Annotated in this window: 13 protein-coding genes; 5 read left to right on the top strand and 8 right to left on the bottom strand. The window is 73.1% G+C overall.

The window, feature by feature from the left end; genetic code table 11:
* Position 1 precedes the first annotated feature (1 nt).
* Together ACIQF6_RS10120 and pdxH are read right to left on the bottom strand one after the other, a co-directional pair.
* The gene (locus ACIQF6_RS10120; RefSeq protein WP_400892511.1) at positions 2–172 is read right to left on the bottom strand and encodes a hypothetical protein; all 171 of its coding nucleotides are present in this window, start codon (positions 170–172) and stop codon (positions 2–4) included.
* 201 nt (positions 173–373) lie between these two features.
* Entirely contained in the window at positions 374–997 is a 624-nt protein-coding gene (gene pdxH / locus ACIQF6_RS10115; protein WP_400893873.1) for a pyridoxamine 5'-phosphate oxidase, read from the bottom strand.
* 403 nt (positions 998–1,400) lie between these two features.
* Between pdxH and ACIQF6_RS10110 the strand changes: the two genes are divergently transcribed.
* Together ACIQF6_RS10110 and serC are read left to right on the top strand one after the other, a co-directional pair.
* Positions 1,401–2,501, top strand: coding sequence for a citrate synthase 2 (locus ACIQF6_RS10110; protein WP_400892509.1), 1,101 nt, complete (start codon positions 1,401–1,403; stop codon positions 2,499–2,501).
* 181 nt (positions 2,502–2,682) lie between these two features.
* Positions 2,683–3,807, top strand: coding sequence for a phosphoserine transaminase (serC, locus tag ACIQF6_RS10105; RefSeq protein WP_400892507.1), 1,125 nt, complete (start codon positions 2,683–2,685; stop codon positions 3,805–3,807).
* 256 nt (positions 3,808–4,063) lie between these two features.
* Here serC and ACIQF6_RS10100 read toward each other — a convergent pair whose 3' ends face one another.
* Positions 4,064–4,909: an AraC family transcriptional regulator gene (locus ACIQF6_RS10100; protein ID WP_400892505.1), complete on the bottom strand. Its 846-nt coding sequence runs from the start codon at positions 4,907–4,909 to the stop codon at positions 4,064–4,066.
* A 93-nt stretch (positions 4,910–5,002) separates the two neighbouring features.
* Here ACIQF6_RS10100 and ACIQF6_RS10095 point away from each other — a divergent pair, with 93 nt between their 5' ends.
* Complete coding sequence (locus tag ACIQF6_RS10095; protein WP_400892503.1) at positions 5,003–6,769, top strand: beta-galactosidase family protein; 1,767 nt, start codon at positions 5,003–5,005, stop codon at positions 6,767–6,769.
* Positions 6,770–6,816: 47 nt separating this feature from the next.
* On the opposite strand, the gene thpR is transcribed toward ACIQF6_RS10095, so the two are convergent.
* Positions 6,817–7,347, bottom strand: a complete 531-nt coding sequence (thpR, locus tag ACIQF6_RS10090; RefSeq protein ID WP_400892501.1) for an RNA 2',3'-cyclic phosphodiesterase — start codon at positions 7,345–7,347, stop codon at positions 6,817–6,819.
* Between the two features lie 52 nt (positions 7,348–7,399).
* Here thpR and ACIQF6_RS10085 point away from each other — a divergent pair, with 52 nt between their 5' ends.
* Positions 7,400–7,930: a GNAT family N-acetyltransferase gene (locus tag ACIQF6_RS10085; protein ID WP_400892499.1), complete on the top strand. Its 531-nt coding sequence runs from the start codon at positions 7,400–7,402 to the stop codon at positions 7,928–7,930.
* On the opposite strand, the gene ACIQF6_RS10080 is transcribed toward ACIQF6_RS10085, so the two are convergent.
* The 3 genes from ACIQF6_RS10080 to ACIQF6_RS10070 form a co-directional block, all read right to left on the bottom strand.
* A complete protein-coding gene (locus ACIQF6_RS10080) occupies positions 7,927–9,489 on the bottom strand; it encodes an MFS transporter (RefSeq protein WP_400892496.1) in 1,563 nt (520 codons plus the stop codon). The genes ACIQF6_RS10085 and ACIQF6_RS10080 overlap by 4 nt on opposite strands.
* Before the next feature lie 131 nt (positions 9,490–9,620).
* The gene (locus ACIQF6_RS10075; protein ID WP_400892494.1) at positions 9,621–10,055 is read right to left on the bottom strand and encodes a MarR family winged helix-turn-helix transcriptional regulator; all 435 of its coding nucleotides are present in this window, start codon (positions 10,053–10,055) and stop codon (positions 9,621–9,623) included.
* Positions 10,056–10,138: 83 nt separating this feature from the next.
* Positions 10,139–10,684 (bottom strand): FHA domain-containing protein, encoded by a 546-nt coding sequence (locus ACIQF6_RS10070; protein WP_400892491.1) that lies wholly within the window; start codon positions 10,682–10,684, stop codon positions 10,139–10,141.
* Between the two features lie 181 nt (positions 10,685–10,865).
* Between ACIQF6_RS10070 and ACIQF6_RS10065 the strand changes: the two genes are divergently transcribed.
* Entirely contained in the window at positions 10,866–11,342 is a 477-nt protein-coding gene (locus tag ACIQF6_RS10065) for a hypothetical protein (RefSeq protein ID WP_400892489.1), read from the top strand.
* Positions 11,343–11,382: 40 nt separating this feature from the next.
* Here ACIQF6_RS10065 and aspS read toward each other — a convergent pair whose 3' ends face one another.
* A complete protein-coding gene (aspS, locus tag ACIQF6_RS10060; protein ID WP_400892486.1) occupies positions 11,383–12,699 on the bottom strand; it encodes an aspartate--tRNA(Asn) ligase in 1,317 nt (438 codons plus the stop codon).
* Positions 12,700–12,789: the final 90 nt, after the last annotated feature.

Genomic DNA, 12,789 nt, shown 5'->3' with positions numbered 1-12,789 from the left:
GTCAGATGGAGGAGTTGAAAGCGGCGACGGCCACCTGGCCGGACTCACCGCCCGGGAGGGCTCGTGAGAGCTCGGCGACGAGCTCTTCGGTACCGAGGGAGGCCAGAGCTGCCAGCGAAGGAGCGGACTCCTCGACGCGCGCGCTGTCGGCGGGCTTGGTGGCGGCGACCATGATGACTCGTTTCTGCGCCTTTCGACGCCAGACGGGCCTCGGCGTCCTGTGCCGGGGCACCTGGTCGCAGCCTACCCGCGGTACCCCTCTCGACCGAAGCCAAACATCTGAATCTTGACCCATCCGTGTCGGCCTGACTCTCCGTGAGCGACGGTGAGTTGACGATCAATCAGAAACGATCAACGTCGGCCGGGCGGCAGCTCAGGGGCAGAGCCGCTCCACCCGCCACCCGTCGCCCTCGGCGACGAAGCGCAGCCGGTCGTGCAGCCGGTTCTCCCGGCCCTGCCAGAACTCGACGGTGCGCGGGACCACCCGGTAGCCGCCCCAGAACGGCGGCACCGGCACCCCCTCGCCCTCCGGGTACCGGGCCGCCAGGTCCGCGTAGCGCTGCTCCAGCACCGCGCGGTCGGCCACCGGGCTGGACTGCTCGCTGGCCCAGGCGCCGAGCTGCGAGCCGTGCGGGCGGGTGCGGAAGTACGCGGCGGTCTCGTCCCGGCCGACCTTCTCCACCCGGCCGCCGATCACCACCTGGCGGGCCAGCCCGATCCACGGGAACAGCAGCGAGGCGTTCGGGTTGGCGGCCAGGTCGGCGCCCTTGCGGGAGCCGTAGTTGGTGAAGAACACGAAGCCGCGCGGGTCGTAGCCCTTGAGCAGCACGGTGCGCGAGGACGGCAGGCCCTCGGCGTCGGCGGTGGACACCACCATCGCGTTGGGTTCGACCACGCCCGCCTCGACCGCCTCGTGGAACCACCGGGCGAACTGCCGGAACGGGTCCTCGGCCAACTGGTCCTCGGCCAGGCCCTCGTGCTGGTAATGCTTGCGCATCACGGTCAGGTCCGGCATCGGCCGCTCCTCGGCCGGCGTGGACAGGGCGCTCGGGTGGCTGTGGCGTTCCGCGGTAGGCACGCCAACATCATCCCGTACGACAAGCGCCGAACGCCGCTGCGTCCGCGCAAACACCCGGCGATATGGTGGCGCGCCACCGCAATCCGACCCACTGCCCGGGGAATCGTCCGGTTTTCACCGGAGCACCCCGGAATATCCGCCGACGATGCCGGAGACGACAGGGGTTCGAGCGGCCCGTGGGGGAAACATCACCGTCGTGGTGTATGGCGCAATGCACTCCGTGCCTGACACTCTGACACCGAGTGCCAACCACCATCGGTCACCGGCGTGCCGTCCCACCACGGCCGCACGCCGCGTCGGATCACTGAAGGAGCCGTTCTACATGTCGGACTTCGTACCCGGCCTTGAGGGTGTCGTCGCCTTCGAGAGCGAGATCGCCGAACCCGACCGCGAGGGCGGCGCACTGCGCTACCGCGGGGTGGACATCGAGGACCTGGTCGGTCAGGTCTCCTTCGGCCACGTCTGGGGCCTGCTGGTGGACGGCAAGTTCGCCCCGGGCCTGCCCGCCGCCGAACCGTTCCCGATCCCGGTCCACTCCGGCGACATCCGGGTCGACGTGCAGTCGGCGCTCGCCATGCTCGCCCCGGTCTGGGGCCTCAAGCCGCTGCTGGACATCTCCGCCGAGCAGGCCCGCGACGACCTCGCCCGGGCCGCCGTGATGGCGCTGTCCTACGTCGCCCAGTCCGCCCGCGGCCAGGGCCTGCCGATGGTCCCGCAGCGGGAGATCGACAAGGCCGGGACCATCGTCGAGCGGTTCATGATCCGCTGGCGCGGCGAGCCGGACCCGAAGCACGTCAAGGCCGTCGACGCCTACTGGACGTCCGCCGCCGAGCACGGCATGAACGCCTCCACCTTCACCGCCCGGGTGATCGCCTCCACCGGCGCGGACGTCGCCGCGGCGCTGTCCGGCGCGGTCGGCGCGATGTCCGGCCCGCTGCACGGCGGCGCCCCGTCCCGGGTCCTCGGCATGATCGAGGAGATCGAGCGCACCGGCGACGCCGCCGGCTACGTGAAGAAGGCCCTCGACAAGGGCGAGCGCCTGATGGGCTTCGGCCACCGCGTCTACCGCGCCGAGGACCCGCGCGCCCGGGTGCTGCGCCGCACCGCCAAGGAGCTCGGCGCGCCGCGCTTCGAGATCGCCGAGGCGCTGGAGAAGGCCGCGCTGGAGGAGCTGCACAACCGCCGCCCCGACCGCGTGCTGGCCACCAACGTCGAGTTCTGGGCCGCCATCATGCTGGACTTCGCCGAGGTCCCCGCGCACATGTTCACCTCGATGTTCACCTGCGCCCGCACCGCCGGCTGGTCGGCGCACATCCTGGAGCAGAAGCGCACCGGCCGACTGGTCCGCCCGGCCGCCCGCTACATCGGCCCCGGCTCCCGCACGCCGCAGGAGATCGAGGGCTGGGACCAGATCGCCCGCTGACACCCGATCAGGTGAAGAACTGACGGACCGTCAGCGTCGTTGACACCGCCGCCGGGCGCGCGCACCGCCCCTGACCAGGGGCAGCGCGCGCTCCGGTGAGCGCTGTCCGGTGCCGCGAGGATCGCGTCTCAGCGGCCGGACGGCCGTACAGCCGGGCAATTCGGGGCGATAGGGTGCGGGTGTGGCTCAGATTCAGATCCCCGCCGACAATCTGCCCAACGACGGCCGCTTCGGCTGCGGCCCCTCCAAGGTGCGCCCCGAGGCCCTGAGTGCCCTCGCCGCCACCGGAACCTCCCTGCTGGGCACCTCCCACCGTCAGGCACCGGTCAAGAACATCGTCAAGCGCGTCCGCGAGGGCGTCGCCGAGCTGTTCTCGCTGCCCGAGGGCTACCAGGTCGTGCTCGGCAACGGCGGCTCCACCGCGTTCTGGGACGTCGCCGCCTTCGGGCTGGTGCGCGAGAAGTCGCAGCACCTGAACTTCGGCGAGTTCTCCTCCAAGTTCGCCTCGTCCGTGCAGGCCGCCCCGTGGCTGGCCGAACCGACCGTCATCAAGACCGCGCCGGGCACCCACCCGCTGCCGGTCGCCGAGGCGGGCGTGGACGTCTACGCGCTCACCCACAACGAGACCTCCACCGGTGTCGCCATGCCGATCCGCCGCCCCGAGGGCGCGGACGCCGGCTCGCTGGTGCTGGTCGACGCCACCTCCGGTGCCGGCGGCCTGCCCGTCGACATCCGCGAGACGGACGTCTACTACTTCGCCCCGCAGAAGTCCTTCGCCTCCGAGGGCGGCCTGTGGCTGGCCACCTTCTCCCCGGCCGCCCTGGAGCGCGCCGCGGAGATCGCCGGCTCCGGCCGGTACATCCCGCCGTTCTTCGACCTGCCGACCGCGATCGACAACTCCTCGAAGGACCAGACGTACAACACCCCGGCGATCTCCACCCTCTTCCTGCTGGCCGACCAGCTGGAGTGGATGAACCGCCAGGGCGGCCTGGACTGGGCGGTGGCCCGCACCGCGGAGTCGTCCTCCATCCTGTACGCGTGGGCCGAGAAGTCCTCGTACGCGCAGCCCTTCGTCGCCAAGGCGGAGGAGCGCTCGCAGGTCGTCGGCACCATCGACTTCGACGAGTCGGTGGACGCCGCCGCGGTCGCCAAGGCACTGCGTGCCAACGGCATCGTGGACACCGAGCCGTACCGCAAGCTCGGCCGCAACCAGCTGCGCATCGCGATGTTCCCGGCGATCGACCCGGCGGACGTCGAGAAGCTCACCGGCGCGATCGACTACGTGGTCGAGCACCTGAACGCCTGACACCCGTCACCCGAAGGCCCCGGTCCCGCGGACCGGGGCCTTCGTCGTCCCGCCGGACGTACGCTCGGCCCGCCCGCGTCGCGCCCCGCCCCACGGGGCGGCCGCCCGCGAACCGGCCCCCTTGCCGGGACAGCCGGGGGCTACTTCTGCACGAGGGCGCTGACGATCACTACGGCGAGCAGCAGGACGAACGCGCCGGTCACGATCCGCATACGGGTCTTCGGGTCCACCCTTCGAGACTAGTCGGTCGCCCGGGCTACCCGTGCTCCGGCCCCTCGTCGGCCGCCACGGCGCCGCCCCGGTACTCGCGCCGGCGGAACACCGTCGGCGCGACGCCGACCCGTCGGGTGAACAGCCGGGTGAAGTACGCCGGGTCCTGGTAGCCGACCCGGCGGGCCACCGCGGCGACGGGCAGCTCGCTGGCCGCCAATAGGTGCTTGGCCTCGTTCAGACGGACGGTGAGCAGGTACTCCTTCGGGCTGGTCGCGCCCTGGGCGCGCACCGCGCGGCGCAGCTCCTCCACGCCCATGCCGACCCGCCGGGCGTGCTCGGCCACCGACAGCGGCAGGCAGGCGTCCCGGCGCAGCACCTCCATCACCGGCGCGCCCTCCGGGCCCAGATCGGCCCGGTGCCGGTGCAGCTCCACCAGCAGCTCGTGGACCGCCGCCGACGCCTCCGTCCCCGCCGTCGGACCGCCCCGGCGGCAGACCGCGGCGATCCGGGCGATCACCCGCTGCGCGGCCTCCGCGGAGTCCAGCGGCACCACCTCGGCCTCCGGCAGCAGCCCCAGCTCGGCGTACCCGGCGGTGCCCGCGCCGGTGAAGTCCACGAAGGACTCCGCCCAGCCGTCCCCGTCCGGCCCGTAGTGGTGCGGCACCCCCGGCCGCAGCCACAGCACCGCGGGCGCCACGACCGGCAGCCGGCGGCCGCCCGGCAGCGCATACCAGCCGCGTCCCGACCCGACCACCACCGCCACCCAGTGGTCCAGCACCCGCGGCCCGACCACCGGCAGCCGCCCGCGCTGCAGGCCCACGCCCAGGCACGCCAGGCCGGTGCCCAGCTGCGCCGGCCCGGGCGTCAGGTAGTGCCACCAGCGCTCCATCGTCCTCCGTCCGCGGGTTTTCCCGGACAAGTCCAACACGCCGTCCGGCTTTGTCCATGGCCCGGGCCGGTGCCTTCCAGCAGGCTGGGGCACATGCTCACCTACGACTCGACCGGTTTCCGCCTCGACGGGAGCCCGCTGCGCATCCTGTCCGGCGCGATGCACTACTTCCGCACCCGCCCCGAGCAGTGGCCCGCCCGCCTCGCCGCGCTGCGCGCGATGGGGCTGAACACCGTCGAGACGTACGTGCCGTGGAACCTGCACGAGCCCGCCCCCGGCCGCTTCGAACGTCTGGACGAACTCGGCGCGTTCCTGGACGAGGCGCACCGCCAGGGCCTGTGGACGATCGTCCGGCCCGGCCCGTACATCTGCGCCGAGTGGGACAACGGCGGTCTGCCCGGCTGGCTGACCGCGAAGGTCGGCCGCCGCGCCCGCACCAGCGACCCCGAGTACCTGGCCGCCGTCGACTCCTTCTTCGACGCCCTGCTGCCGCAGGTCGTCGAACGCCAGTGGGGCCGGCCCGGCGGCACCGTGCTGATGGTCCAGGTCGAGAACGAGTACGGCTCGCACGGCAGCGACCGGATCTACCTCCAGCACCTGGCCGACGGCCTGCGCGAACGCGGCATCACCGTCCCGCTGTTCACCTCCGACGGCCCCGAGGACCACATGCTCGGCGGCGGCACCGTCCCCGGCATCCTGGCCACCGTCAACTTCGGCTCCGACCCGGAGACCGCGTTCGGGACGCTGCACCGCCACCGCCCCGAGGACCCGCCGTTCTGCATGGAGTTCTGGAACGGCTGGTTCGACCACTGGGCCAAGCCGCACCACACCCGCGACACCGCCGACGCCGCCGACACGCTGCGCCGCATCCTCGCCGTCGGCGGCTCCGTCAACCTGTACATGGCCCACGGCGGCACCAACTTCGGCACCACCGCCGGCGCCAACCACGAGGACGCGCCGTTCAACTCCACCGACTGGACGCACTCCCCGTACCAGCCGACCACCACCTCCTACGACTACGACGCCGCCCTCGACGAACGCGGTCTGCCCGCCGCCAAGTTCGACGCCTTCCGGCAGGTCATCGCCGACTTCGCCGCCGAGAACCCCTCGCTGGTGCGCTACCTGGACGACCGGGTCGCCGAACTTCCGGCCGCCGCGCCGGTACTGGGCGGACGCGAGGTCGACCTCACCGAGGTCGCCGAGCTGCCGTTCGGGGACGCCGTCGCCTCGCCCGTGCCGCCGCTGTTCGAGGAACTCGGGCTGGAGCAGGGCCTGGTCCGCTACACCACGACGGTCCCCGCGATCAGCGACGCCCAGCCGCTCACCGTCGAGAACCTGCGCGACCGGGCCGCCCTCAAGGTGGCCGGCAAGCACGCCGCCTCGCTCGAACGCGGCGTCGCCGCGGAGACCGTCACCGCGACCGGCGGCGACCAGGTCACCCTGCTCGTCGAATCGCTCGGCCGGGTCAACTACGGCCCGCTGGTCGGCGAGACCAAGGGCATCACCGGCGTCCGCCACGAACGCCAGTACCTGCACGGCTGGCACGCACAGCCGCTGGCCCTCGACCCCCTGCCCGCCGCCGCCTACGCCGCCGGCGAACCCGGCCCCGAGCTCCTCGCCCGCGGCACCCTCGACCTCGACGCCACCGGCGACACCTTCCTCGCCGTCCCCGACGGCGACCACGGCTACCTGTGGGTCAACGGCTTCCTCCTCGGCCGCTACGACCGGCGGGGGCCGCAGGTCACCCTCTACTGCCCGCAGCCGCTGCTCCGGGCGGGCGCCAACACGCTGACCCTGCTGGAGCTTGGGCAGGCGAGTCCGTCCCGGGTCGAGCTGCGGGAGGCTCCGGACCTGGGCTGAGCGACAGCAGGCGGGCGCGAAAACAGGGGCGCGTGGGGCCCCTGGTTTCACACCCGCCAGCTCTCGATCACCGTGTAGCGGGCCGGGCCGAACCCGGTCTCGCTGCGCATCAGGTGGATCCGCCCGGCCTCCCACTCCACCCCCCTGAAGTCCGCCAGGGTCTCGGCCATCCCCCGCATCCCGCGCGCCCCGTAACGGCTGCGGGCCAGGGTCAGGTGCGGGTGGAAGGGGTGGTCGTCGGTGACGTCGAGCGCGTCACGAACGGCGCCGGCGAGCCGCCGGAGAGCGGCCGTCTGGCCCTGGACGCCGCACCAGAGGACCCGGTCGCCGAATGTCCCGCCGCCGGCCAGCCGTAGCCGGAGGGCGGGGTGTTCGGCCGCGACGGATGCCAACTTCGACTCCAGGGAAGGCACTTCGTCGGCCGGAACGTCCCCCAGGAAGGCCAGGGTGAGGTGCCATCCGGCCGTCTCGCTCCAGCGCAGGCGGTCCGCCCCGGGCAGTTCGCGCAGGTGGGCTGCCGTCCCGGCGAGTTCCTGAATGGCGCGGGCCGGCGGGTTCACGGCGACGAAGAGCCTCACACCGTCATCCTGCCCTACCGCCCGAGGGCCGCCACCGGATAGAAAGGAGGCCATGCGCATCCGCACCGGAGGTCCCGACTCCGCTCCTGCCCTGCTCTCCCTCATCGACGGCGCGGTCGTCTGGCTGACCGCGCAGGGCCGCACCGGCCAGTGGGGGTCGGTGCCGTGGTCGCAGCGGCCGGAGTCGGTGGCCCGGGCCGAGCAGGCGTGCCGCGAGCAGCTGGTCCGGGTCGCCGAGCGGTCCGCCGGCGGGGGCGACGCGCTGGGCGTGTGCATCCTGGCCGAGGAGGCCCCGTCGTACGCCCCGCCGGTGGCCGAGCGCGAGTTGTACGTGCGCTGGCTGGTCACCGACCGTACGCACAGCGGGTCCGGCATCGGTTCGGCCCTGATCGCGGACGCCCTGCGCGAGGCCCGGGCCCGCGGCATCGACCTGCTGCGGGTGGACTGCTACGCGGGCGGCGACGGCCGGCTGGTCGAGCAGTACGAGCGGCTCGGGTTCACCCGGACCGCCACGTTCACCGTCGACCAGCCGACCGGCCCCTGGCCGGGCCAGGTGCTGGAGCAGCGCGTCCCGCGCGATTAGCAGGCCGTCGCCAGGTCGTCCTTCTGCACCACCGAGAACACCCGGCCGCGGGCCCGCACCGGGTGCAGGTCGAGCCGGAGGCGCAGGCCGCTGATCCGGCCGAGGACCAGGGCGACCACGCCGGCGGCCGCGGCGGAGACCAGTCCGCAGGCGAGCAGGCCGAGGCGGGGGCCGTACTGGGCGGTGATCCAGCCGACCAGGGGGGCGCCGATCGGGGTGCCGCCGGTGAAGACCAGGACCAGCAGGCCCATCACGCGGCCGCGCATCTCGGGGTCGGTGCCGAGCTGGAGCGCCGAGTTGACCGAGGTGTTGAAGGTCAGGCCGAAGACGCCGATCAGGGTGAGCAGCAGCGCGAACGTCCAGTAGCCGGGCGCGAACGCGGCCATGATCTCCAGCGCGCCGAACGCCAGCGCCGCGAAGACCAGGCGGCGCAGCCGGGGCGCGCCGCGCCGGGCGGCGAGCAGCGCCCCGGTGAGGGAGCCGACCGCCATCGCGGTGTTGAGCAGGCCGTACGCGCCCGCGCCGACGTGGAAGGTGTCGCGGGCGAAGCCGGCCAGCAGGGTCGGGAAGTTGAACCCGAAGGTGCCGATGAATCCGGCCAGCACCATCGGCCAGAGCAGTTCGGGCCGCTCCCGGACGTAGCGCAGGCCTTCGCGGAGCTGTCCGCGTTCGCGGGCGATCCGCTCGACGGGGCGCAGTTCGCTGCTGCGCATGGCGAGCAGGCCGCCGATGACTGCGGCGAAGGACAGCGCGTTGAGCGCGAACGCCCAGCCGCTGCCGACCGCGGCGATCAGCGCGCCGGCCACGGCGGGGCCGACCAGTCGGGCGGTCTGGAAGTTGGCGGCGTTCAGGCTGACCGCGTTGGCGAGGTCCTTGGCGGGGACCATTTCGCTGACGAAGGCCTGCCGGGTCGGGTTGTCGACCACGGTGATCAGGCCGAGCAGCAGCGCGAACAGGTAGACCGCGACGGGTGTGACGGTGCCGGTGATGGTGAGCAGGGCGAGGCCGACGGCGAGCAGGCCCATCGCGCCCTGGGTGGCGATCAGCAGGCGGCGCTTGGGCAGCCGGTCGGCGAGGACGCCGCCCCACAGGCCGAACAGCAGCATCGGCAGGAACTGCATGGCGGTGGTGATGCCGACCGCGAAGGGGCTGCCGGTGAGGCTGAGGACCAGCCAGTCCTGGGCGATGCGCTGCATCCAGGTGCCGGTGTTGGAGACCACCTGACCGGCGAAGTAGTACCGGTAGTTGCGGATGCGCAGGGACGAGAACATCCCTCCCGGGCGGGTGAACCGGCCCGGCGAAGCGGCGGGGGTCTCCGCCGCGGTGCGTTCCTCGGGGTCGTCGTCGCCGCTGCCCGGCAGGCCCGTGGGGGCGGGCGCCTGGCTCTGCGCGGCGGGTGCGCCGGTGGGCGCGGGTTCGCCTGCGGCCGTTTCGTCGGTGAACGGCTCGTCGGTGCGCAGCCCTGCGGGGCGGGCGCTGATGCGTCGGGGGTCGGTACGGAGGTCGGTGCGGATGGTCGCGGTGCGGATCGCGGCGGCGCGGGCGGCCGGCGGTGTCACAGTGTTCTCCCCTCGACGCGCCGCGGCCGTTTCGACGGCCGCGGCGCGGTGTGTGGCGCTGGTGGTTGGTGCGGTGATGCGGTCCTCTTTCGTTCACTCCGAGACGGCGGGACGTGCGGACGGGGCGGGTCCTACAGGTTGGCCAGCTTGTAGAGCACGGGCGCGGCCGCTTTCAGCCGTTCCCATTCGTCGTCGTCGAGGCCCTCGGCGAGTCCTGCCAGCCAGGCGTTGCGCCGTCGGCGGGACTCGTTGAGGATCTGTTCGGCCTGTTCGGTACTGCTGACCACCACCTGTCGGCGGTCCTCCGGGTGCGGCTCGCGCCGCACCAGGCCCTTCTCCTCCAGCATCGCGATGATCCTGGTCATGGAGGGCGGCTGGACGTGCTCCTTGCGCGCCAGCTCACCGGGCGTCGCCTTCCCGCAACGGGCAAGCGTGCCGAGCACCCCCATCTCGGTGGGGCTCAGCGACTCCTCGACCCTCTGGTGTCGCAACCGTCGGGCCAGGCGCATCGCGGACGACCTCAGCTGGCTGACCGCCACCAGGTCGTCCTCGGACATCTCGGGCATGTATTTAGCCTACGTCATTACCAAGGCTAAGGAAAATCGATTTCGATCACGCCCGGCCGTGGCGGGCGGGCCCGCCCCGGCGGTCAGTCCGCGGCGAGCTGGAACGCCAGGCGGCCGAAGCGCAGGCGGTCGCCGGGGCGGACGACGGTGCCGCCGGCCAGGCGGCGGTCGTTGACGAAGGTGCCGTTGCTGGAGCCGAGGTCGTAGAGCACCCAGTCGCCGCCCTCGAAGCGCAGTTCGGCGTGGCGGCGGGAGACCGTCGCATCGCCCAGGCGCAGGCCGGAGCCGATCATCCGGCCGATCAGCAGGCGGCCGACGGCCGGGGCGGGGAGCTGGAGCCGGGTGAGCTGCTCGGCGTGCCAGGTCTGCCGGAGCCGGACGTTCAGCGCGGAGACCTTCGCGACGGTGCGCAGCAGCAGCCGGGAGGCCGGGCCGTAGGTGCGGAGGTCCGCGACCACCTCGGCGAGTTCGGCGCGGCTGCGGGCGGTGAGCACCAGTTCCATCCGGCGGATGAAAGTGTCGTGCGAGAGCCGGCCGCTGCCGACGCCGTCCCGCAGCACTTCCAGCGCGCCGTCCCGCTCGCCCTGCGAGGGGCGGGCCGGGCCGGCGCCGAACTCCTGAGCACTCATGGCGCGATTGTCGGCCGGGCGGGGCGCGGCTGTCCAGCAGGTGGTGCGCCCCGGGCCGCCCGGCCCCCAACTGCGCCCCCACCGCGCCTCTTTCCGTGGATTGGCCGTCAACTCGCCGGTCCGGCCGGGTCGTCCTGGCATGATCCTGTGCAGCCGGTCCGTCGCGCGAGGGAGCATCGCCATGCCCGTGATCGCCGTGACCGGGCACATGGACCTCACCCCGGCCACCGCCCGCGCGGTGCGCTCCGCCCTCGACGCACTGCTCGCGCCGTACCCGGCCCAGGAGTTGACGGGCGTGTCGTGTCTCGCGCCGGGCGCGGACACGCTGTTCGCGGACGCCGTGCTGGCCCGCGGCGCCCGCCTGGTCGCCGTCCTGCCGGGCCTGCCGCACCCCGACCCGCCGACCTCGGCCGACTTCGTCCGGCTGCGGGCCGCCGCCGACCGGATGCTGGCGCTGCCCGCGACCGCGCTCGACGACGACGCCTACGTCGCCGCCAATGCCGAACTGCTGGCGCTGGCCGACGAACTGGTCGCCGTCTGGGACGGCAGGCCGGGCAACGGCCCGGGCGGGACGGCCGACATGGTCGCCGCCGCCCGGGCCGCCGGGGTGCCGGTGCGGGTGGTCTGGCCGCCCGGCGCGGCCCGCGCCGGAGGCTGACCCCGGGTCGGCGCCGGCCCGCACCGGAGGCCGAACGGCCTTACGGCTCCAGGCGGTTCGGGCCGCGGAACAGGAAGACCGCGTCCCGGATCGACGGCAGGCCGAGGGCCAGCATCAGCACCCGGCCGAGGCCCATGCCGAAGCCGCCGTGCGGGGGCATGCCGTACCGGAAGCAGTCCAGGTAGCGGCCGAGCGAGCCGTCGGGGCTCGCGTCCAGGCCCTTCTCCCGGGCCTGCGCGACGAGCCGGTCGTGGCGGTGCTCGCGCTGGGCGCCGGTGGTGATCTCCACGCCCTTCCACAGCAGGTCGAAGGAGTCGGTGACGGTCGGGTCGTCGGCGGGCCGACGATGGTAGAACGGCCGCACCGAGGACGGGAATCGGGTGACGAACACGAACTCGTGCCCGTACTCCTCGGCCACCAGGGAGCAGAGCAGCCGCTCGCCCTCCGGGTCCAGGTCCTCCCGCACGCCCTCGCCGTCCCAGCCGGCGGCCCGCAGCCTGGCCATCGCCTGCGCCATGGTCAGCCGGGGGAAGGGGAGTTCGGGCACCACCACGCGGGTGCCCAGGTACCGCTCGATCTGCTCGCCGTGCCGGTCGGCGACGCGTTCCAGCACCCGGTGCAGCATCCGCTCCAGGAAGGACATCACGTCCTCGACAGCGTCGATCCACGCCAACTCGACGTCCACGCCGGTGAATTCGGTGGCGTGCCGGGAGGTGAAGGAGGGCTCGGCGCGGAACACCGGGCCGATCTCGAAGACCCGGTCGATGCCGGCCGCGATCGCCATCTGCTTGTAGAACTGCGGCGACTGGGCGAGGTACGCCGTCCGGTCGAAGTACCCGACCTCGAACACCTCGGCGCCGGACTCGGAGGGCGTGCCCATCAGCTTCGGCGTGTGCAGCTCGGTGCAGCCCTCCTCGGCCGCGACCTCGCGCATCGCCTGCTCGACGGTGGTCTGCACCTCGAACACCAGCCGCCGCTCGGGCCGCCGCAAGTCCAGGAAGCGCCAGTTCAGGCGCTGTTCGGGGCCGGTCTCGGCGTCGATCGGCAGGCCCGGCTCGGCGGCCGACACCACCTCGATCCGCTCCGGCACGATCTCCAGACCGCCGAGCTTGACGATCGGGTTGGCGACCACCTTCCCGGTGACCTCCACGGCCGACTCCGGGGTCAGGCCGCGCAGCAGCTCGTCCAGCCGGTCCCCGTCACCCCCGCGCCGGTGGGTCACCTGCACCATCCCGGTGTGGTCCCGCACCACCACGAACTGCACCTTGCTCTGCAGCCGCAGCGTGTTCACCCACCCCTTGACCGTCACCGTCGAGTCCACCGCGGACCCCAACGCGCCGACGAGGGTACGTTCCATGACCAGCAACTCCCTGGGTTGCGGGCGCGTTGTTCGCGCCACAAGAAGGAGCGGTAGACAGCCGCCCGAGGACACGCCCACGCTAGCCGC

It is taken from the genome of Kitasatospora sp. NPDC092948, from assembly GCF_044754805.1.
Lineage (GTDB): Bacteria > Actinomycetota > Actinomycetes > Streptomycetales > Streptomycetaceae > Kitasatospora.
Note: the sequence above shows the minus strand (reverse complement) of the source record. Positions and strands in the feature narration are given on the sequence as shown.